At 59.5% G+C, this 19,510-nt stretch carries 20 protein-coding genes and 3 tRNA genes; 12 read left to right on the top strand and 11 right to left on the bottom strand.

Annotated features, from left to right (window positions below):
* Window positions 1-30: 30 nt before the first annotated feature.
* From DA915_RS09945 to DA915_RS09955, 3 genes are all read right to left on the bottom strand, one after another.
* The gene (locus tag DA915_RS09945) at window positions 31-1,881 is read right to left on the bottom strand and encodes an ABC transporter ATP-binding protein (protein ID WP_107675735.1); all 1,851 of its coding nucleotides are present in this window, start codon (window positions 1,879-1,881) and stop codon (window positions 31-33) included.
* A gap of 299 nt (window positions 1,882-2,180) precedes the next feature.
* Window positions 2,181-2,254 (bottom strand) — tRNA-Gly (locus tag DA915_RS09950).
* 25 nt (window positions 2,255-2,279) lie between these two features.
* Window positions 2,280-2,364 (bottom strand) — tRNA-Tyr (locus DA915_RS09955).
* A 209-nt stretch (window positions 2,365-2,573) separates the two neighbouring features.
* Here DA915_RS09955 and rlmB point away from each other — a divergent pair.
* The 4 genes from rlmB (at window position 2,574) to DA915_RS09975 (ending at window position 5,924) form a co-directional block, all read left to right on the top strand.
* Window positions 2,574-3,461 carry a 23S rRNA (guanosine(2251)-2'-O)-methyltransferase RlmB gene (gene rlmB, locus DA915_RS09960; protein WP_107675736.1) on the top strand — a complete coding sequence of 296 codons (888 nt, stop codon included), beginning with the start codon at window positions 2,574-2,576 and terminating at the stop codon, window positions 3,459-3,461.
* 76 nt (window positions 3,462-3,537) lie between these two features.
* A complete protein-coding gene (locus DA915_RS09965; protein ID WP_003507645.1) occupies window positions 3,538-3,930 on the top strand; it encodes an acyl-CoA thioesterase in 393 nt (130 codons plus the stop codon).
* 177 nt (window positions 3,931-4,107) lie between these two features.
* Window positions 4,108-4,512 (top strand): DUF2946 family protein, encoded by a 405-nt coding sequence (locus tag DA915_RS09970; RefSeq protein ID WP_003507644.1) that lies wholly within the window; start codon window positions 4,108-4,110, stop codon window positions 4,510-4,512.
* 47 nt (window positions 4,513-4,559) lie between these two features.
* Window positions 4,560-5,924 (top strand): PepSY domain-containing protein, encoded by a 1,365-nt coding sequence (locus DA915_RS09975; protein ID WP_107675737.1) that lies wholly within the window; start codon window positions 4,560-4,562, stop codon window positions 5,922-5,924.
* Window positions 5,925-5,992: 68 nt separating this feature from the next.
* Here DA915_RS09975 and DA915_RS09980 read toward each other — a convergent pair whose 3' ends face one another.
* The gene (locus tag DA915_RS09980) at window positions 5,993-6,469 is read right to left on the bottom strand and encodes a nuclear transport factor 2 family protein (RefSeq protein ID WP_003507634.1); all 477 of its coding nucleotides are present in this window, start codon (window positions 6,467-6,469) and stop codon (window positions 5,993-5,995) included.
* Window positions 6,470-6,481: 12 nt separating this feature from the next.
* Window positions 6,482-7,093 (bottom strand): NAD(P)-dependent oxidoreductase, encoded by a 612-nt coding sequence (locus DA915_RS09985; RefSeq protein ID WP_107675738.1) that lies wholly within the window; start codon window positions 7,091-7,093, stop codon window positions 6,482-6,484.
* A gap of 154 nt (window positions 7,094-7,247) precedes the next feature.
* Here DA915_RS09985 and DA915_RS09990 point away from each other — a divergent pair, with 154 nt between their 5' ends.
* Complete coding sequence (locus tag DA915_RS09990) at window positions 7,248-7,631, top strand: helix-turn-helix domain-containing protein (protein ID WP_003507622.1); 384 nt, start codon at window positions 7,248-7,250, stop codon at window positions 7,629-7,631.
* A gap of 118 nt (window positions 7,632-7,749) precedes the next feature.
* Here DA915_RS09990 and DA915_RS09995 read toward each other — a convergent pair whose 3' ends face one another.
* Window positions 7,750-8,172: a GNAT family N-acetyltransferase gene (locus tag DA915_RS09995; protein ID WP_003507621.1), complete on the bottom strand. Its 423-nt coding sequence runs from the start codon at window positions 8,170-8,172 to the stop codon at window positions 7,750-7,752.
* Between the two features lie 106 nt (window positions 8,173-8,278).
* A complete protein-coding gene (locus DA915_RS10000; RefSeq protein ID WP_020009373.1) occupies window positions 8,279-8,632 on the bottom strand; it encodes a DMT family protein in 354 nt (117 codons plus the stop codon).
* A 266-nt stretch (window positions 8,633-8,898) separates the two neighbouring features.
* Here DA915_RS10000 and uvrB point away from each other — a divergent pair, with 266 nt between their 5' ends.
* Together uvrB and DA915_RS10010 are read left to right on the top strand one after the other, a co-directional pair.
* Window positions 8,899-11,865 carry an excinuclease ABC subunit UvrB gene (gene uvrB / locus DA915_RS10005; protein WP_107675913.1) on the top strand — a complete coding sequence of 989 codons (2,967 nt, stop codon included), beginning with the start codon at window positions 8,899-8,901 and terminating at the stop codon, window positions 11,863-11,865.
* Window positions 11,866-11,897: 32 nt separating this feature from the next.
* On the top strand, window positions 11,898-12,866 hold the full coding sequence (locus DA915_RS10010) for an alpha/beta hydrolase family protein (protein ID WP_107675739.1): 969 nt from the start codon (window positions 11,898-11,900) through the stop codon (window positions 12,864-12,866).
* Window positions 12,867-12,894: 28 nt separating this feature from the next.
* Here the strand turns inward: DA915_RS10010 and DA915_RS10015 are convergent, their stop codons facing one another.
* Window positions 12,895-13,320, bottom strand: a complete 426-nt coding sequence (locus DA915_RS10015; protein ID WP_107675740.1) for a DUF1801 domain-containing protein — start codon at window positions 13,318-13,320, stop codon at window positions 12,895-12,897.
* A 163-nt stretch (window positions 13,321-13,483) separates the two neighbouring features.
* Here DA915_RS10015 and DA915_RS10020 point away from each other — a divergent pair, with 163 nt between their 5' ends.
* Window positions 13,484-13,939 (top strand): PRC-barrel domain-containing protein, encoded by a 456-nt coding sequence (locus DA915_RS10020; RefSeq protein WP_060723339.1) that lies wholly within the window; start codon window positions 13,484-13,486, stop codon window positions 13,937-13,939.
* A 158-nt stretch (window positions 13,940-14,097) separates the two neighbouring features.
* Window positions 14,098-14,706 carry a DUF922 domain-containing Zn-dependent protease gene (locus tag DA915_RS10025; RefSeq protein ID WP_060726377.1) on the top strand — a complete coding sequence of 203 codons (609 nt, stop codon included), beginning with the start codon at window positions 14,098-14,100 and terminating at the stop codon, window positions 14,704-14,706.
* A gap of 7 nt (window positions 14,707-14,713) precedes the next feature.
* Here DA915_RS10025 and DA915_RS10030 read toward each other — a convergent pair whose 3' ends face one another.
* On the bottom strand, window positions 14,714-15,316 hold the full coding sequence (locus DA915_RS10030) for a J domain-containing protein (protein WP_003507613.1): 603 nt from the start codon (window positions 15,314-15,316) through the stop codon (window positions 14,714-14,716).
* Between the two features lie 395 nt (window positions 15,317-15,711).
* Between DA915_RS10030 and DA915_RS10035 the strand changes: the two genes are divergently transcribed.
* Together DA915_RS10035 and DA915_RS28865 are read left to right on the top strand one after the other, a co-directional pair.
* Window positions 15,712-16,065: a nuclear transport factor 2 family protein gene (locus DA915_RS10035; RefSeq protein WP_003507612.1), complete on the top strand. Its 354-nt coding sequence runs from the start codon at window positions 15,712-15,714 to the stop codon at window positions 16,063-16,065.
* Between the two features lie 90 nt (window positions 16,066-16,155).
* Window positions 16,156-16,983 carry a hypothetical protein gene (locus DA915_RS28865; protein ID WP_192886456.1) on the top strand — a complete coding sequence of 276 codons (828 nt, stop codon included), beginning with the start codon at window positions 16,156-16,158 and terminating at the stop codon, window positions 16,981-16,983.
* A gap of 220 nt (window positions 16,984-17,203) precedes the next feature.
* Here the strand turns inward: DA915_RS28865 and DA915_RS28870 are convergent, their stop codons facing one another.
* Window positions 17,204-17,449 carry a hypothetical protein gene (locus tag DA915_RS28870; protein WP_192886457.1) on the bottom strand — a complete coding sequence of 82 codons (246 nt, stop codon included), beginning with the start codon at window positions 17,447-17,449 and terminating at the stop codon, window positions 17,204-17,206.
* A gap of 19 nt (window positions 17,450-17,468) precedes the next feature.
* Window positions 17,469-17,544: transfer RNA gene (locus tag DA915_RS10050), tRNA-Thr, on the bottom strand.
* Window positions 17,545-17,756: 212 nt separating this feature from the next.
* Here DA915_RS10050 and DA915_RS10055 point away from each other — a divergent pair.
* Window positions 17,757-19,496, top strand: a complete 1,740-nt coding sequence (locus DA915_RS10055; protein WP_003507597.1) for a GGDEF domain-containing protein — start codon at window positions 17,757-17,759, stop codon at window positions 19,494-19,496.
* Window positions 19,497-19,510 lie beyond the last annotated feature (14 nt).

Below are 19,510 nucleotides of genomic sequence, written 5' to 3' on the forward strand. Positions count from 1 at the left end.
AACCGGCTTATCGCCGCAGATTTCACCTGATCACTCGTCTTCCGGAATAAACCCGCCGATCTGGCGTTTCCACAGTCGCGCAAACAGCCCGCCCTGCTCGACCAGTTCCTCCGGGCTGCCCTCTTCGATAATCCGGCCATGATCCAGCACGATGATCCGGTCCATTCGTGCAATGGTCGACAGGCGGTGCGCGATGGCGATCACCGTCTTGCCCTCCATCACCAGGTTGAGCTTTTCCTGAATGGCGGCTTCGGACTCGCTATCAAGGGCGGAGGTGGCTTCGTCGAGGATCAGGATAGGCGCGTCTTTCAACAGCACGCGCGCAATGGCGACCCGCTGGCGCTGCCCGCCGGAAAGCTTGATGCCACGGTCTCCGACAAAAGCCAGATACCCTTTTCTCCCCTCACTATCGGCAAGATCGGCGATGAAGGCATCGGCCTTGGCCACTTTCGCCACCTGCTCCACCTCCTCCCGCGTCGCCTCTGGTCGCCCGTAGCGGATATTGTCGCCAACCGACCGGTGCAGCAACGCCACATCCTGGGCAATCACCCCGATATTGCGGCGCAGGCTCATCTGCGTAACCTCGCGAATATCCTGACCGTCGATGCGGATGGCGCCATCCTGAATGTCGTAAAACCGCAGGAGCAGATTGACCAGCGTCGTTTTTCCCGCGCCAGACAGGCCCACCAGCCCGACCCTCTCTCCCGCGCGGACCTTGAGCGACAGATCATCGATCACCGGTCTGCCGGACTTGTAGGCAAAGCGGATATGGTTGAAATCGATATCTCCACGCGCGACATTCAGCTCCGCCGCACCGGCCCTGTCGGTAATGGTCGGCGGCGTCGTCATGACAGGCATGGCATCCTTGATGGTGCCGATCGCCTGGAATATCTGCTGGCCCATCTGCAGGAAGGTAAATGTGTGCCCTGACAGCCGCTGTAATATATAGACCGCGCCGACAAATTCTCCGACCGTGATGAAGCCCTTCACCAGACCGGAAAACCCCACAGACAGGATCGCCAGCCACAACGCCATGTTGAGCGCAACCACGACCAGCTCGGACGCGCGGTAGACACGCTGCTCCCTGTGCTGCGTCTGCACCGCCTTGTTCAGAATGCGGCGGATTGCGCCCGCCTCGCTGTCTTCGGCAGCGAATTGCTTGATCATCTGCATGTTGCTGTAGAGATCGGTAATCGCGCCCGAGACAAGGCTCTTTTGTTTCGCCGACCGGCGTGACCGTTCCGTGAAGACGGGAGCCAGTTTGACGGCGAGAACCACATTCAGCACGATCCAGATGAACACCGGCAGCGCCAGCTGCCAGGACAAGGCGGCAAGAAGCGCAAGGGAGCCGATCATCTGCAGCAGAAAACGCGGTCCGATCTGGAATGCGTTGATGATCTGCTGCTGAACGGCTGACGAGACCTGCGAAAGACGCGAGGCGACCTGTCCGGCGTAGAGCTCATGGAAAAATGCCAGATCCTGCCGCTCCACAGCCTTGTGGCCCTGCCACTGGATGGCCACCGGCATGGCGATGCCGAGCGTGTGCGAATTGAGCGTATTGAGAAGAAACGAAGCCACCGGCATGGCGGGAAAGATCAACAGCCCAAGGACGGTAAGCAGCGGCCATTCATCGCGCAGGAAAGCTTCTGCTCCCTGCGCCGTCACGCCATCAACGATAACGGACAATCCCCAGATGATCGACAGGTTGATGGCTTCCACCGCCATGGACGACAGGGCAAGAGCAATGAGGACGCCGCGAAACATCGCAATGAAATGCAACAGCACCGCGACGGGGCCTTTCGACGGCAGCGGCCGGAAGGGAATGTCGAGCGGCCGTATCAGCGTCTCGAAAGGGCGAAAAATCGTATCTGAAATCGACATGGGCCTCTCGGATCGCGGTTTGGCATCGACGGGGAGGAATCAGCTACGCGTCCGGCATGGAACCATGACCGGCCCTTGACCTCAATTGTAAAGAATGGCTGGCGCCGCCTTCGCGGCAACTTCCCTAAATGGCATGAAATGAAATGTGCGCATGACCGACGGCGGCCTGATGCCGATCATCGGTAAGTCGAAGCAGCAAAATGATCGCGGGTGAACATACTTGCGATGCAGAGCAGGCAAGAAAAAACGCTGCAAAATCAGCGCTTAATGATCGTCTTCGATTGTATAGGGAGAGTAACTGGAGCGGGTAGCGGGAATCGAACCCGCGTATTCAGCTTGGAAGGCTGCTGCTCTACCATTGAGCTATACCCGCGGTGGTGATTTCGATCCGTGCAGAATGGTGGAGGGAGTTGGATTTGAACCAACGTAGGCGTAGCCAACGGATTTACAGTCCGTCCCCTTTAACCACTCGGGCATCCCTCCAGCTTTCTGCTAGGATCGAGCAACCAAGCTCTTCAGATTTCGCTGCGGCGAAGCGCCGTTACGTCGTCTGTGGCGCGTATATGACGGCCTCGTTCGTTTCTGTCAACACGCCCTTTCACGAATTTTCGGGAAAAAATTCAAACCTGTTTGCAGCCCTGTGGATTATCGCGGGGGCTGGTGCGCGCCTCTTTGCAGAGATATAAGGCGCCATGAGCAAAGACGATCCCAACAACAAATCCACCCGCGACACGCACTATGCCACCCTGCGCCGTGCCGTGCGCGACGCCAAACGCGAGCGGGGCGAAATTCCGACCCCGCAGCAGCCGAAGCGCCGGAACCGCGGTGCTGATGACTGGAAGCCGCCGCAGCTTGCGCCCGATCAGGTGCATCTTTACGGCCTGCATACCGTGCGTGCAGCGCTTGCCAATCCCGAACGGCAACTCATCAAGCTATCCGTCACCCAGAACGCCTTTGCGCGGCTGGATATCGGCGAGGCAGATGCCCAGCCCTTCCCGGTGGAGATGGTTTCGCCGCAGGACATCGACAGGGTTCTCGGCCCCGAGGCGATCCATCAGGGCGTGATGCTGGAAACCAGGCCCCTGCCGGTCAAGCGGCTCGGCGCGCTGAAGGACAGCCCGCTCATCCTCGTGCTCGATCAGGTCACCGATCCGCACAATGTCGGGGCCATCATGCGCTCGGCGGTCGCTTTCAACGCCGGCGCCGTCATCACCACCATGCGCCACAGCCCAACCGAGTCAGGTGTACTGGCGAAATCGGCTTCCGGTGCGCTGGAACTCATTCCCTATATCCAGATCACCAATCTGGCCGATGCGCTGGGCGAGCTGCACAAGCTCGGCTTCTTCTCCGTCGGTCTGGATTCGGAAGGCCCCGCCCCCATCGAACAGACCTTTAGCGGTGAAAAAATCGCACTGGTGCTGGGCGCCGAAGGCAAGGGCCTGCGCCAGAAGACGCGCGAAACCGTCTCGGCGCTCGCCCGTCTCGACATGCCGGGCGAGATCAAATCGCTCAATGTTTCGAATGCGGCGGCCATCGCCCTTTATGCAACGCAGCAATTTCTGGGCAAAGCGTCATCCTGACGCTTGCCCTTCCTTGCGAAATCGCAAAGCGCAACGCATGCTGCGCCTTTGTCATTCGCATGGAGCAAATCTCAACATGACCAACCCAACCATCAAACCGACCGGCGAGCTGACTCTCAGAACGCTCGCCATGCCGGCCGACGCCAATCCGGCCGGTGATATTTTCGGCGGCTGGGTCATGTCACAGATGGACTTGGCGAGCGGCATCCGCGCAGCGGAACGCTCCCGCTGTCGTGTGGTCACGGCAGCGGTCAAGGAAATGGCCTTCGAACTGCCGGTGAAGATCGGCGACACGCTGTCCATCTATACCGATATCGCCCGCGTTGGCCGCACGTCCATCACGCTCACGGTGGAAGCCTGGGCGCAGCGGTCGCGTTATGACAAGCTGGAGAAAGTCACCGCCGGAACCTTCATCATGGTGGCAATGGACGAAAACGGACAACCCACGCCCATTCCCGCAGCGGAATAATCGCGTTGCGGCACTGGGCTCCAGTGCCGCTCTCAGCTCAAACGCCATATACAGCAGGCAGCATAGACATGTCGCGCATTGCCAGGATCATTCCTCACTGATGCGATCCCTGTTGTCTCTCCCCTGCCGTCATTGTGTCGCGGTGACATCTCGCCGCAAATATGACATTCCGATCCCATGGGATTCATTCGCAGGATCATGCAGGATAGAAGTTCGGCTGGCGCCATCGCCATGCTGGCGGTTCTGCTTTTCCTTTTGCAGGGTCTCGCCAATGGCCTGACCAGCGGCAATATGGCGATGGCCGCGCTGGCGGCGGATGAGATCATCTGTTCCAGCCATATGCCTGAAGGCGGCTCGGACAAACACGACCCGGCGGGCAAGATCGCCGATGACTGTTGCGGCACGCTCTGCCGTCTGGCCTCGGCCACGGCCGCCGCTCTTCCCGTTATTCCCGTCGAAGGCGCGGACAATATTCTCCCGGCGGTCGAAGTCGCCTTTTTGAATTTCGACGCGGTGCTGTCGCCATCGCCACCCAATCTGGAATCGCGCCCACGCGCGCCGCCCTTCGCTCCGCAACGCTAGAACACTGTCCGGCCTGCCGGAAAATCCATTCTCTTGCGGAGACATCCATGTCCGTTACGACCTCTTTCGGGGGCGAGCGTGCGCCTGCGCATTCCTCGTCCGCAAATCTTTACCGCGCCGTGTGGCGCTGGCATTTCTACGCCGGTCTCCTCGTCCTGCCCTTCATGATATCACTCGCCGTCACCGGCGCGCTTTATCTCTTCCGGGACGAGTTCGACAATTTTATCCATTCGGACCTTAAGCGCATCGAGGTAGCGCAAAACGCGCCAAAAGCCCTGCCTTCCGAGATCGTGGCCGCAGCGCTCGCGGCCGTTCCCGGCACCGCCGTCAAATATACGACACCGGCCGATCCGGGTGCTTCGACGGAAATCACCGTCAGTACCGCGGTTGGAAAGCAGGCCGTCTACGTAAACCCCTACACCGCTGAGGTGGCCGGTTCCCTGCCGGATCGCGGCACCATCATGTGGACGATCCGTTATCTCCACAGCCTGAAATATTTCGGCGCCTATGCCCGCTATCTGATCGAGATCGCGGCCGGCTGGTCCATCCTTCTTGTCGCCACCGGCATCTATCTCTGGTGGCCGCGAAAGCAGACGGGTGGAGTCGTCACCGTGCGCGGCACGCCGAAAAAACGGGTCTTCTGGCGCGATACCCATGCCGTCACCGGCATTTTCGTCGGCTTTTTCATCGTCTTTCTTGCGGTCACCGGCATGCCCTGGTCGGGCGTATGGGGCGCGAAGGTCAATGAATGGGCGAATGGCAGCAACTTCGGGTACCCGGCGGGCATCCGCACCGATGTGCCGATGTCCGGAGACCATCTCGATCATGTGGCGAAGACAAGCTGGTCGCTGGAGCAGGCAAAAATACCGGAATCCACCGCCGCCTCCGAAGGCCAGCCGATCGGAATCGACGAGGCGATCGCACGTTTCGATGCACTCGGCCTTGCCGCCGGTTATGCCGTCGCCCTGCCGGGAAAACCGACCGGCGTCTATAGCGGTTCGGTCTATCCCGATGATCTCGGTCAACAGCGCGTTGTGCACCTCGATCAATATAGCGGAGAGCCGCTGATCGACATGAGCTACGCCGATTACGGCCCGCTCGGCAAGGCGCTGGAATGGGGCATCAACGTGCATCTGGGACAGCAATATGGCCTCGCCAACCAGATCGTGCTTCTGGCGGCCTGTATCGGCATTCTGCTGCTTGCCGTGTCCGCCGGCGTCATGTGGTGGAAACGCCGTCCGAAAGGGTCGCTCGGAGTGCCGCCCCTGCCTCAGGAAAAACGCGTGCTTCGCGGCCTGCTCGTCATGCTCGCCATCGGCGGCGTCATTTTCCCGCTGGTGGGCGCGAGCCTGCTGGTCATGCTCGTGCTGGACCTGATCATACAGTCCCGTCAGAAACCGCGCACAATCTGAAAATGGAAACAGCCGGGCGAAAATCCCGGCTGTTCCCTTGTCATCGGTGAGGCGTCGAGAGACTGCCCTCAGAACATCGTATTATTGTTCGCCGCCGTTTCCGGAACGGGCTGGATCACATCCCAGTGCTCGGTGATCTTGCCGTCGGTGACGCGGAAGATATCGACGATGGCCGTACCGCGATCGCCGTCTTTTTCGGTCGAATGAATATGCAGATAGACGAGATCGCCATCCGTGGCGCTGCGCACGATGCGCGCCTTCGACTGCGGGTTTTCCTTGAAGTGACCGGTGAAATAATCCACGAACGGCTTCTTGCCATCCGGCACCATGGGGTTGTGCTGCTTATAGCTGTCGACAATGACGGCAGCCCCCTTCTCCACTTCATGCTTATTGAAAACGGTATCGTAAAACTCGATCACCAGCTTGCGGTTGGCCTCTTCCTGGGCGAGATCCCGCTTGGCGGTTTCGGCCAGGACCGGAGCGGCCATCAATGCAGGCGCAAGAGCGAGAGCGGCGATGGCAAGACGACGTGTCACGAAATTCATGGGTGATACCTCTCAATAACCGACGGTGAAACGCTGGCGGGAATGCTGCGGCTTCTCGATTTCATCGACAATCGCAATGGCGTAGTCCTCAAAGGAAATGCGGCTGCCTTCGGCATTGCTGAGAAGCTCATCTTTGCCGATACGGAATTTGCCGGTTCTTTCCCCCGGCACAAATTCGGCCGATGGCGACAGGAAGGTCCAGTCGAGCTGCTTTTCCCCTCTCAGGCGGTCCAGAAACTCCGCGCCCTTGGTCGCTTCGGCCTTGTAGGCGGCCGGGAAATCCGGCAGGTCGACCACACGCTGGCCCGGTGCTATTTCAAGGCTGCCGGCACCACCCACCACGAGGTAACGGGGAACGCCGGAGGCACGCACGGCCTCGATCAGAGTCAGGGGATCGCTGGCAGTGAAGTGCACCGCGCTGATCACGGCATCGTGACCTTTAAGCAGTTCCGAAAGCCCTGCCTGATCGAAAACATCGCCCTGTTTTGCCACCACGTTCGGCAGGCTGGCGATCTTTTCAGGGCTGCGGGCGATCGCCGTCACCTTGTGGCCCCGGTCGGAAAGTTCCTTCAGAATACGGGATCCGGCATTGCCGGAGGCCCCGATGAGCGCGATGTTAGCCATGACTTCTTCCTTTGTCGGTATCGTTATTGGTCTAAATAATAGACCGCTAATGAAAGCTATGATATCGCAACCCCGGCCGCAAGAAGTCAGCCGCCGCTGATCAGGTCACACGGCGATGACCTGAAGGGGTAAGAAAATGGAAAGGGCGAGGCAAATGCCGGATATGCAAACCAAAGAAATCTTCGTCTTCGACCAGCCCTGCCCCATACGCGACGTGCTGGATCGTATCGGCGATCAATGGAGCCTGCTGGTTCTGGAAGCGCTTCAGGGCGGCGTGCTGCGTTTCAACGAATTGAACCGCAAGATCGACGATATTTCCAAGCAGATGTTGTCGCGTACGTTGAAGCGGCTTGAGGAAGACGGTTTCATTCGCCGCACGCTTTATGCGCAGGTACCGCCGCGCGTGGAATACGAACTGACCAATCTCGGCCGTTCGTTTCTGGTGCCGATGCAATTGCTGGTGCAATGGGCCGATGAGAACCACGTCCGTATCTGCAAGGCGCGGCTGCAATATTCCGAAAACGACAATCGCAGCTGACAGGAAGCAGGCATCCAGAGCATTTCCCAGTAAAAGTGCGTAGCGGTTTTACGTCCGGATAATGCGATAAACAAAGAGATGGAGCACGTCCGACGCTTCCGTTTAAACCGGACGTGCCCTAGCCCAGCCGGTAGACCTTGCAGACCAGCCCTTCCGGCTGGCGATAGGTCGTGAAGCCCATGGCGTCGTAATAACCCTGCCCGAGCATGTTGTCCGCGCCGATGCTGGCATCGATATTCTTGAGGCCCCGCGCCTCTGCCGCCCTTCGCGTTGCCGCGAAGAGGGCGGATCCTACTCCTCTTCGCGCCGCCTGCGGGCTGACATGGGTGCCGATGATGCCCCAGCCTTCCGCCACGCCATAGGGATTGTCCGCCCGCGCATAACGCAGCGACTGGAACCCCATAATGCGCCCGTCCTCATCCTCGGCGACCGAGCACTCGATACGATCGGTGTGCTGGATATAATTCTCCAGCACCGCCGTAATATCCGTCGGCGCTTTTCGGAGGCCGGCCGAGAATATCTCGTTCTGGACCGCCGCCATTCCCGTCGCGTCGTCAACTCTTGCAGGGCGTATTTTCATCGATACATCACCTCATATCCGTTGCGACTGGTTCCGCCGGCAAAGCGCCAGTCTCTTTCGTTTGTCTTCAGGAGCGGAAAATGAAGGAAGCGCCGAAGGCGATCAGCGCAAAACCGATCACGTGATTGATGGTGATGCTTTCCTTCAGCCAGAAGATCGAAAACAGCGCGAAGACCGCGAGCGTGATGACTTCCTGAATGGTCTTGAGCTGCGCGGTGGAATAGACCTCCGAGCCTATGCGGTTGGCGGGAACGGCCAGCACATATTCGAAGAACGCGATACCCCAGCTGGCGACAATAGCCAGGAAGAGCGCGCTGCCCTTGTGCTTGAGATGGCCGTACCAGGCGAAGGTCATGAAAATATTGGAGGCGATAAGCATCAGGACAGGCCAGATGTGGGCAGGGCTGATTGAGAACGGCATGATGGGTCCTGGAAAAAGGGAGGGATGTCATGAAATGCAGTATAAAAAGCAGTCTGAAGGTAAACGTCATTCTGCCCGTATGGATTTGCTCTAGCGCATCCGCCCGAAAACCGGAATCGATTTTCTGCAGATTTTAGCAAAGCTGTTTTCAGCCGCTACGCAACGCATCCGGCCGAATTTTGTTCCGCACGCTTCGTTTCCTTTTTGTACTCATTTTTTCGCTGTATCCCCTTCACTTTGTGCGTGACTCCCTCCATATTTCGCCCATGGCCAGATCACCGAAAAACTCCACCTCCTCGCCCTCGGGCTTCGAGGAAGCTCCGCAATCGTCATTCGAAGGTGCGCCGCTCAGCGGCAGCGTCTCCGATTGGGTGAAGCAGCTCGAGGCGGAAGCGGAGGCATCCTCCGTGGAAACCCAGCGCGAAATCGCCTCAAAGGCGGGCAAGCACCGCAAGAAGATCGAGATCGAAGCACGCAAGGACGCGGAGAAGGCCGCCTCGAAGACGGCCAAGAACACCACGGCCTCCAAGACCGCGCGCGGTGTTTCCATCGGCGCATCGAGCGATCCGAAAACCCGCGCCGCCGCCGGCCTCAATCCGGTCGCCGGTATGGACGTATCGCTGGAGGATGCCGCCAACCTCGCGCCGGGCGCCGTCACCGCAACGGTGGACGCGCTGTCGAAGCTGATCGAAAGCGGCAATCCGCTGTTCAAGGACGGCAAGTTGTGGACGCCGCACCGGCCGGCCCGGCCGCCGAAATCCGAAGGCGGCGTTACCATCCGCATGAACTCGGAGTATCAGCCCGCCGGCGACCAGCCGACGGCCATCGCCGACCTCGTGGAAGGCATCAATTCCGGCGAGCGCAGCCAGGTCCTGCTCGGCGTCACCGGCTCCGGCAAGACCTTCACCATGGCCAAGGTGATCGAGGCGACACAGCGCCCGGCTGTCATCCTCGCCCCCAACAAGACGCTGGCCGCGCAGCTCTATTCGGAGTTCAAGAACTTCTTCCCCGACAATGCGGTGGAATATTTCGTCTCCTATTACGACTATTACCAGCCGGAAGCCTATGTGCCGCGCTCCGACACCTTCATCGAGAAAGAATCCTCGATCAACGAGCAGATCGACCGGATGCGCCACTCCGCCACTCGCTCACTGCTGGAGCGCGACGACTGCATCATCGTCGCCTCGGTCTCCTGCATCTACGGTATCGGTTCGGTCGAGACCTACACCGCCATGACCTTCCAGATGCAGGTGGGCGACCGGCTGGACCAGCGCCAGCTTCTGGCTGACCTCGTGGCCCAGCAATACAAGCGCCGCGACATGGATTTCCAGCGCGGCTCGTTCCGCGTGCGCGGTGACACCATCGAAATCTTCCCTGCCCACCTTGAGGATGCCGCCTGGCGCATCTCGATGTTCGGCGACGAGATCGATTCCATCACCGAATTCGATCCGCTGACCGGCCAGAAAACCGGCGACCTGCAATCCGTCAAGATCTACGCCAATTCGCACTATGTCACCCCGCGCCCGACGCTGAACGGCGCGATCAAGTCGATCAAGGAAGAGCTGAAGGTCCGCCTCGCCGAACTGGAGAAGGCCGGGCGCCTGCTGGAAGCCCAGCGACTGGAGCAGCGCACCCGCTACGATATCGAGATGCTGGAAGCGACCGGCTCCTGCGCCGGCATCGAGAACTATTCGCGTTATCTCACCGGCCGCAATCCCGGCGAGCCGCCGCCGACGCTGTTCGAATATATCCCTGATAACGCACTGCTGTTCATCGACGAAAGCCACGTCTCCGTCAGCCAGATCGGCGGCATGTATCGCGGCGACTTCAGGCGCAAGGCGACGCTGGCCGAATACGGCTTCCGCCTGCCCTCCTGCATGGACAACCGTCCGCTGCGCTTCGAGGAATGGGATGCCATGCGGCCTCTGACGGTCGCGGTTTCGGCTACCCCCGGCTCATGGGAGATGGAACAGGCCGGCGGCGTCTTTGCCGAACAGGTCATCCGCCCGACCGGCCTTATCGATCCGCCGGTGGAGGTTCGTTCCGCCCGTAGCCAGGTGGACGATGTTCTCGGTGAAATCCGCGAGACAGCCGCCAAAGGCTATCGCACACTCTGCACCGTGCTGACGAAGCGCATGGCCGAGGACCTGACCGAATATCTGCACGAACAGGGCGTTCGCGTGCGTTATATGCACTCGGATATCGACACGCTGGAGCGCATCGAGATCATCCGCGATCTGCGCCTCGGTGCTTTCGACGTGCTTGTTGGCATCAACCTTTTGCGCGAAGGTCTCGATATTCCCGAATGCGGTTTCGTGGCGATCCTCGATGCCGACAAGGAAGGCTTCCTGCGCTCCGAAACCTCGCTGATCCAGACCATCGGCCGCGCCGCCCGTAACGTCGATGGCAAGGTCATTCTTTATGCCGACAACATCACCGGCTCGATGAAGCGGGCGATGGAGGAAACCTCCCGCCGCCGCGAGAAGCAGGTGGCCTATAACGCCGAACACGGCATCACGCCGGAATCAGTCAAGGCGAAGATCTCGGATATTCTTGATTCAGTTTATGAGCGGGATCACGTAAGGGCCGATATATCAGGCGCTTCCGGCAAGGGCTTCGCCGATGGCGGCCATCTGGTCGGCAACAATCTGCAGTCCCATCTCAACGCGCTGGAAAAATCCATGCGCGACGCCGCAGCCGATCTGGACTTCGAAAAGGCCGCCCGCCTGCGCGACGAAATCAAACGTCTCAAGGCCGCCGAACTCGCCACCATGGACGACCCCATGGCGAAGGAAGAGGCCCGCGCCATCGAAGGCGGTGGAAAGAACAACAGGCGCAGCCACTTGTCGATCTCCCCACCTGAGGGGGAGACATCCGGCAGGACGGAGGCGGGCGCCGCGCCGAACGAAAGCGGCAAATCCCTTTTCACCAAACCCTCACTGGATGAAATGGGCCCCGGCTCAGATGCGGGAAAACCGCTGTTCCGCAGGAACACGCTGGACGAGATGACCGTGGGCAGGACCGAAAAGCCCGTGCGCAGCGCAGTACCAGACAAGCCCGAGACCGAATCCGGCAAACGCTTCTCACCGCTCATGGAAGGCCAGCCGGAGCGTGCTACCGATGATCCGCGACCGCTGGTGCGTGGCAAGATCGGCGCGGGGTCCTATGAAGACGCCGGCGAGCAGAAGCGCAAAAGCCGGACGAAGGGCAAGACGGGCCGACCGGGACGGTGATGGATCGAACAAAGGCCGCAAGAGGACATCGCATGCGTCGAGAACACCTTGCCGCTTTGTCCCTCGTCTTGCTCTGGACACCGGCTCTTGCCGGCCAGATCGAGGATGCCACCTTCCGTAGCGCGGCCCTCAACGCGCCGCTTCCCGTCAATATCTACCGCCCGGATGGCGCTCCACCGGAAAACGGCTGGCCGGTGCTCTACCTCCTGCACGGCCATGATGGTGACCAGAATAGCTGGCGCGATCTCGGCAATATCGAAAAGACGCTAGACACACTCATCGAGGCAGGCGCCATCCGCCCGCTGCTCGTCGTCATGCCCGGTGTCAAGAACAGCTGGTACGTGGATTCCGCCGCCGTGGGCGGTCCCGGCGATTACGAAACCGCCCTGACCGGCGATCTGCACCACCAGATCGAAAAAACGCTGCCGGTGCGGAAAGATCGGGAAGGCCGCGCCATTGCCGGCCTCTCCATGGGCGGCTTCGGCGCCCTGCATCTCGCCTATGGCCACGAGGACCTCTATGGCGCCGTCGCCAGCCTGTCGGGCGCCATCTGGCAGAATGTCCCTGCAGCCGATCTCGACAAGACACCTGCCGAACTCAAGCTCATTCAGGACAGCGCTTTCTTTCACCGGGTTGACCGCGCCACCGTTACAAGCGGCATCGTGCTGCCCTCAACCGGCGACCATTTCTCCGGCGCCTTCGGCACGCCTTTCGATGCGAGGCTCTTCAACGAAAAGAACGCCTTCACCCTCGTGGCGCAGCATGTCGCTGAAAGCCAGGATCTGCCCGCCACCTATCTGACCGTCGGCGACGATGACGGCTTCTTCCTCTGGCGCGGCGCCATCGCCCTGCATGAGACGCTACAGGCCGACAAGCGCAAATCTGAATTGCGCGTGACCGATGGCGATCACGTCTGGTCGGTGTGGAAGGTCTCGATCATCGACGCGCTGAAGTTCATCGATGGGGAGTGGGACAAGGCCGCGGACGTAGCCCGGGACTGAGGCATCGCCCTCCCCACCACCGGTTTCATCACTTTCCGGCTCGTTTCTTCCCGCTCGTCGCTGCCACATTCAACGCCACCGCAGCCTGTATCAGCGCCGCTAGCGCCTGGTCATCCACGATATCCCCCTCGTGAAAATCGATCGCGCGCCGCGTGTTTCCCTCCAGACTTGAATTGAACAACCCCGCCGGGTCCTCCAGCGACGCGCCCTTGGCAAATGTCATCTTCACCGCGCTTTTGTAGGTTTCACCCGTGCAGAGAATACCGGCATGCGACCAGACCGGCACGCCGCGCCATTTCACCTCTTCGATAACCTCGGGATCGGCCGTCCTGATCACCGCACGGATATGCGCAAGCGTGTCGCCGCGCCAGTCGTCCAGCTCTGCAATTTTCCGGTCGATGACCTCGGACGCCGCAGCCTCTTCCGCAGCTTTCTCCGTCATAATTTTTGCCATGATACCCTCCCGATTTCGCCACCCCGCCGCTGCCGGCCTGCTGCACATCTGCTCCGGTTTTCAGCATAGACCAAAATTTCCTGCGCTCCCATGCGGAACCAAATTCGCCCTTCACCGTTTCTTCCCCGAACGCAACGTTCAGCATACAAAGGGAAGAAACATCATGAAAATCAATGTCATCGCTCTCGCTGCCGCAGCAGCGCTCTCCTCTTCCGTGGCTTTTGCCCAGACGGCAACCACGGCTCCTGCTGCCGGTGCGGATGCCACTTTGTCCGGCCCGGGCATCACCATGGGCACCAAGGCCAGCGGCCCGCTGAAGTTCGTCAATGTCCAGAAGACCGATCTCACCGCCTCCCAGCTTGACGGCATGGACATCTATAACGCCCAGAACGAAAACATCGGCGAAATCGAAGATGTCGTCATCGGCGACGGCAAGTCGGTGATCGGCCTTGTCGCCAGCGTCGGCGGCTTCCTCGGCATCGACAAGAGCTATGTGGTTCTCGACCCCGCTTCCGTCGCTGTACACAACGACAACGGCACCTGGAAGGCCTATGTCGACACCACGAAGGACGCACTGCAGAACGCGCCCAAGCTCGATTACGACAAGCTGGACGACTGATTACCCCTGCAGTCGTACACTTGTCTCCCCCGCGCCGAGGCGCGGGGGTTTTCGTGTGGATTATTCCGCGCAGGAGCCGGCGATCCTCGCCCACATCCCCTTGCCTGACCGCATGCCCCTCGCCTATCTTCGGCGCGCAAACCACCAAGGATCGATGCGTGCCCGCCCATAGTCTTTTTTCCCTTTCCGTCAGCGCCGCCCTGTTGTTGAGCGCCCTTCCGTTGTCAGCGCAGTCCGCCGGCTGGAAACCCGCCGAGCAGATAAAGACCTATGCCATCAGCGGTAATTCGGGTGGTGCGCTTTACCAGTCGATCGGCGAGCGCGGCCCCACTGCCGGCGTGCAGGCCATTGCCCACACCACCTTCAAGCTGACATGGCGGCGGGATTACCGCCCGCAGCCGGATGGCGCCTGTATTCTCGCCACAGCAAGGCCCAATCTCACCATCATCTATACCTGGCCAAAAGCGCCAGCCAATCTGCCGCCCGCCGTCGCCGCCAGCTGGAAGACCTTCATTTCCGGCGTGGAAACCCATGAGCGCGTCCATGGCGAACACATCCTCGACATGGTGAAAAAGATCGAAGCCTTCAGCACCGGCCTGAGGGCGGAAAACGATCCCAAATGCCAGAAGGTGCGCGTCGTGCTGCAGCAGCGGCTGGGCGAGCTTTCCAACGAACAGCGCCAGCGCGGCCGCGATTTCGACCGCGACGAGCTTTCCCCGGGCGGACGGGTGCACCAGCTCATTCTCGCCCTCGTCAACGGTCCGTGACGGGCGCTTACTCCGCCGCCTCGCCTTTCAGCAAGGGCTCGGCCAGCATCACGCTTTCCAGCTCGTAGGAATAGCCCTCGAGCATCGTATAGGCCTGTTCGATCGCCTCGATCTGAGCTTCGGCGTTGCGGATCGCTTCAGCGATGGACTGGCTGCGGGCGCGCAGCATGGAACTCAGCACATCGGTTTCCGGCTTGCGGCCAAGACGGTCCATATGTTTGCGAACCCGGGTGCGGTGCCGTTCCAGTTCGAGAATATGGAAACGGCTTTTCAGAATATCATCGGTCAGCTTGCGGCGCATGGCGGCCACGGGGTCGAAACTGCCGGGCTCGCGTTCGTCCAGAATGAACTCATTGACCAGCGTTTCCAGCATCAGCAGGCCCTTCAGGTCCTTGGCGTCGGCAAGCTGCGGATCATAGCCGGTATCGTCGAACACCTTGCGGCGCACCGGATCCTTCAGAAGCTCATAGGCGGTTTGCAGGCGCGCGAACTGCTCGGCATCGCCACCGCTGTCGGGATGGGCGGCCTTGGCCACCTTGCGGTAAGCCGATTTGATCGCCGCCTCGTCGGCATCGCGCTCCACGCCAAGCAAAACATAGGGATCAATCACAAAAACACCTTCAAACGCAAACTGTTACCCGCACACCTGATGCCACCCTCGTAAGGCCTGCGGGTGGATCATAGGCCAAATCCGCCCGGCACGGCACCCCGCCCCGGCGGTTAAACCGGCAAAGCCCACACAAAAGCCTTGCCGCAGGCGGCAGGACGACCGGCGGAAAGCCCTTGAGGCCGAAATTTGTCGGACCCAAGGCGACTATAATGACGGGCAGGACAAAATTGTGGAAAGCGGCGGCAAAATATGCCGCCCCTGCAGCACCGCATTTGCCGCAGCTGGCCCAAAACCATCCTGAAGAAAAGCGTTACCGGCGCGTTTTCAGGAGGTTATGGTGGAACCTCGCCAACGGGTGTAAGCTTGGCTTTTGGATCTTGAGGGAGGACGATCCGATGCCGCAAACCATTACCCAGACCGTCACGGACTACATCCATGCCATGGCCTATGCGGATGAAAGCCTGATGCGTGACGTTTTCGACCCGCGCGCCAGCATCGTCGGAACCTTCGAAGGCGAAATCGAATGGTTATCCCTGGAGGACTTTGTTGACCACATGCGCAAAAGCGAACGTGGCCTCCCCGATCATGATCCCGCTTTCGAAATCATGGGTATCGACAAGGAGGGCGACAGCGCCTCGGTGAAGCTGACGACCCGTTTCGACGGCATGGATTTTTATGAATATTTGTCCCTGCTGGAACGCGACGGCAACTGGTCGATCGTGCACAAGCTTTATCACGTAAAGCCATAGGGATCTTTAAAACCGCCACCCCGCTTTGTGCGCTTCTGCCCGCTCGCGTTCTACTCTCAGCGACGGGCCATAATTGCGATTCTGGTTGCTTTGCCGCTGGAAGAACTAAAACAGATCGCTGTAGATCGCCGTTATCCAGAGCGCGTTAACGAAGAGCCAGACAACACCGAGCCACATGATTTTGCGGCTGCTATCGGTTCTCATTGCCACAACAGCAATCAGCAGGCCGCCGACTATCCTTGCCAGATACCATGGCCCGAGCTGTTCAAAGTGTTCCTTCCCCTTGATGTAGGTGTCCATCAGATCGAAGACGAACGAGGCGGCAAACAAGGCAAAAAACGCATGTCGCCTGCGCACGAAAAAACTTTCCCGCTCGGACAACTCCTGAATATGATCGGGATAGAGCAGCGTCGACATCAAAAAGAAGAGCGACGTGTAAACCAGAACGAAGATGTAGATCCAGAAATTCCAGTTATGGATGAGCCGCAGGGCAAACTCCCACCACCAGAAGTGGACCGCTCCAAGAAGCAGGACAATCGACCAGACGATCTGCGCGTGCATGCGATCGGTTTTTTGCGGCTCCTGCAACCTTCTGGAAAGACCAGACAACACTCTGGTGATTGCAAGGCCGAGGATGAGGCTTACCAATATCCGCAAATGACCGTATGCATCCATTGGAAGCGCCCGCTGTTGCTCAACTTATCGCTGAACAATATGCTTAAACCCGCAGGCTTTACAATCATCCTGAAAGACCGGGCAATAAAGGGGCCTGTCTCGCGCCCCAGACTAAGCGGCAATCCCGTCGCCCTGTTGGGCGAATTGTTGCCGCATCACTGGATCGGCCGACAATCCGAGGCGCCAAGGACATATTCGGCGGGCGCTTACGATCCGCCGTTTTTCTTTTCGTTCTTCGCTTGATCGTGGTGCCACTTAATGGCGAAGAACATGCCCGTGCCTAACACGAGAATCTTGAGCGGAAAGACGACTATAGGGAACCAGTCTACCCAATCCCAATCCATCATTTGCATATTTCCAGGCTGTTACTTGACACTATCTGTCGTGAGGAGCGCTACCTCAAAACTGCTGCTGCAACAACTTCATATGCGCGGTCTTTTTGACGCAGCCCCGCCGGTCCGCTTCATCTGCGGCTGTCGTATCCGCCGCGCCCGCCAATCGAAAAACTTGCTTTCCCTGGCGAAAACCGTGCCCGCGCCCCGCTCGAAATTCTTGTCTTTCTTGCTTGTGGCGTCTTGGTGAATTCATTCGGATAGAACTGGACGCCGAGCGGCTTCACGTCATCATGGCGCAGGGAAACGCGCTGGCGACGGAATGTAAAATGCGCCGCGCAGCCAAATGGATGATTTTGAACGACAAGATAAAACATTGATAAACAATGAGAAAACTGGTGCCCCCGACAAGGTTCGAACTCGTGACCCCCTGATTACAAATCAGGTGCTCTACCAACTGAGCTACAAGGGCAAGCCAGTGCCTTGCCAACTATCAGATTCTGACTTGGTGTAAAGCAAAAACTGTCGGCAGGCCGTCAGTCGGTTGCTTTTCCACACCGCGACGGCCCGCTTGTCCGCATGATCACTATTAAAGCAGAAGGCCCATAAAATAAGCGAAGTATTTACGCGGCGGAGATAGAATGGCCATGAACCATAACCATTCCAGCGAGAATAACGCATCAGATGCGCGCGAGCATACAGAAAATCCAGCTGACAGGCACGATCATCATTGCCGTAAGCTCCATCCTGCTGGCTACCCTTGCCGCGCTGCCCAGCGTCTCCAACTATCTGCGTTACCGGACGAATGCGCAGCAGCTTGGCCGCTTTGAAACCGCGCTCCAGTCCGCCTGGCTGGTTTCGGCAGAGCGCGGTCCTGCCAACAATCTGATGGCGTCGTCTGCCGTGGACGCAAGCCTGGTCGAAGCCCTCGCCGCGGCGCGCAAGGCGACGGACGACAAGTTATCCCAGGTCGAGACCTCCTTCGCCGAGGAAATCAAAGCGCAACCCGGCTTGGCGAAATCGCTTGCCGAAACCCGCCAGAAGCTGGCGGATTCGCGAGAGGCGGTGGACGACGTTGCTGCCCTTTCGCCTGAAGCACGCAGCTACAGCGCCATGGCCAACGCCATTCAGTCGATGTTCAAGGCGGCGGACAGTGTCAACCTGCTTCGCGGCAGGGCGGCACGCGCCATCATAACAAAGACGCCTGATGTGGCGATCGACATCGCCATGACCGGCACGGCCGGCGTGATGCGCGACAGGATCGGCCGCCTCGGTTCCTATGTCATCATGAGCATGCAGGCAAACCGGCAGGACAGGTTAAGCTATCGCGCAAAGTTCGACACCGAGATGCAAAGCCTGATGCTGGTGAAGTCATCATTGTGGAACTATACCGCCGCCTATCTCTCGACCCCGCGTCTGGACACCGCATTTCGTGAGTTTGAGGCCTATTATTTCGGTCAGGCGCTTCGCTATGCGCAGAATACGATTGCCATCGTCGTGCCGTCTGCGCGCCCAAGCGTGCGTGAGTTTTCCGAAAGCTACATTCAGGGCATGCGGTCGTCGGACAAGCTGCGTGACCTCATTCTTGCCGAAACCCGGGCGAGAATCGAAAAGAAGAAGCAGGAAGCGCTCATCTATGGCGCAGCGTCTCTGTTAATCGCCTTCATTGCGGTTCTGGTCCTGCTTCGCCTCACATCGGTCTACAAGACAGCGCTGTTCCAGCCCATGCAGTCCGTCCGGACGCAGATCGCCGCGATAGCGGCAGGCGATCTTTCCGAGGCACACTATAAGGATGGCGTCGCTCCGGAAGTGAAGAAGATGTTCCAGGAACTTGATTTCCTGCGCGAACAGCTTCGCCAGAAAGGAGAAATGGAGGACCAGCAGCGAGCGCTGGCCGAGCAGCTGCGCAAGCTCTCCGAAACCGACGCCCTGACGGGCGTCTTCAATCGCCGCGCACTGGAAAAGGCCGTTCGCACCATCCTCAGCGGCAACGAGCAATGTCCGGCGCTGGGCGTGATGATTGTCGATATCGACCACTTCAAGTCGATCAACGACCGATACGGCCACGCCATGGGCGACCTCGCGCTGCAGAAAACGGCGAGCCTTTTGAAGGGCGCATTGCGCAAGGACGACATTCTTGCCCGATATGGCGGTGAGGAATTCGTCGTTGTGCTGCAGGATGTCAGCCACGCCACGGCGACGGCCACCGCCGACCGCCTTCGCCGCCTGATCGAGGCCCAGATCATCGATGAGCAGAGCGGCCTGTCCCTGACGGCAAGTTTCGGCGTGGTCTGGCAGGAAGCACGTGCGATCAACAGCTGGGACGAGTTGATCGCCATTGCCGACGACCGGCTTTACGAGGCCAAGCGCGCGGGCCGCAACCGGGTCTGGGCAACCTATTTTCCCAAGGTCGCGAACGGCTGAGCGACATTGCCGGC

The organism is Agrobacterium sp. LAD9, from assembly GCF_003031125.1.
GTDB classification, from domain to species: Bacteria; Pseudomonadota; Alphaproteobacteria; order Rhizobiales; family Rhizobiaceae; genus Agrobacterium; species Agrobacterium radiobacter.

What these genes read in the sequence shown, in the direction of transcription:
- DA915_RS09945 (WP_107675735.1), bottom strand. Translation starts at nt 1,881, where the DNA reads ATGTCGATTTCAGATACGATTTTTCGCCCTTTCGAGACGCTGATACGG.
- rlmB (WP_107675736.1), top strand. Translation starts at nt 2,574, where the DNA reads ATGAGCAAAGACGATCCCAACAACAAATCCACCCGCGACACGCACTAT.
- DA915_RS09965 (WP_003507645.1), top strand. Translation starts at nt 3,538, where the DNA reads ATGACCAACCCAACCATCAAACCGACCGGCGAGCTGACTCTCAGAACG.
- DA915_RS09970 (WP_003507644.1), top strand. Translation starts at nt 4,108, where the DNA reads ATGGGATTCATTCGCAGGATCATGCAGGATAGAAGTTCGGCTGGCGCC.
- DA915_RS09975 (WP_107675737.1), top strand. Translation starts at nt 4,560, where the DNA reads ATGTCCGTTACGACCTCTTTCGGGGGCGAGCGTGCGCCTGCGCATTCC.
- DA915_RS09980 (WP_003507634.1), bottom strand. Translation starts at nt 6,469, where the DNA reads ATGAATTTCGTGACACGTCGTCTTGCCATCGCCGCTCTCGCTCTTGCG.
- DA915_RS09985 (WP_107675738.1), bottom strand. Translation starts at nt 7,093, where the DNA reads ATGGCTAACATCGCGCTCATCGGGGCCTCCGGCAATGCCGGATCCCGT.
- DA915_RS09990 (WP_003507622.1), top strand. Translation starts at nt 7,248, where the DNA reads ATGCCGGATATGCAAACCAAAGAAATCTTCGTCTTCGACCAGCCCTGC.
- DA915_RS09995 (WP_003507621.1), bottom strand. Translation starts at nt 8,172, where the DNA reads ATGGCGGCGGTCCAGAACGAGATATTCTCGGCCGGCCTCCGAAAAGCG.
- DA915_RS10000 (WP_020009373.1), bottom strand. Translation starts at nt 8,632, where the DNA reads ATGCCGTTCTCAATCAGCCCTGCCCACATCTGGCCTGTCCTGATGCTT.
- uvrB (WP_107675913.1), top strand. Translation starts at nt 8,899, where the DNA reads ATGGCCAGATCACCGAAAAACTCCACCTCCTCGCCCTCGGGCTTCGAG.
- DA915_RS10010 (WP_107675739.1), top strand. Translation starts at nt 11,898, where the DNA reads ATGCGTCGAGAACACCTTGCCGCTTTGTCCCTCGTCTTGCTCTGGACA.
- DA915_RS10015 (WP_107675740.1), bottom strand. Translation starts at nt 13,320, where the DNA reads ATGGCAAAAATTATGACGGAGAAAGCTGCGGAAGAGGCTGCGGCGTCC.
- DA915_RS10020 (WP_060723339.1), top strand. Translation starts at nt 13,484, where the DNA reads ATGAAAATCAATGTCATCGCTCTCGCTGCCGCAGCAGCGCTCTCCTCT.
- DA915_RS10035 (WP_003507612.1), top strand. Translation starts at nt 15,712, where the DNA reads ATGCCGCAAACCATTACCCAGACCGTCACGGACTACATCCATGCCATG.
- DA915_RS28870 (WP_192886457.1), bottom strand. Translation starts at nt 17,449, where the DNA reads ATGTTTTATCTTGTCGTTCAAAATCATCCATTTGGCTGCGCGGCGCAT.
- DA915_RS10055 (WP_003507597.1), top strand. Translation starts at nt 17,757, where the DNA reads ATGCGCGCGAGCATACAGAAAATCCAGCTGACAGGCACGATCATCATT.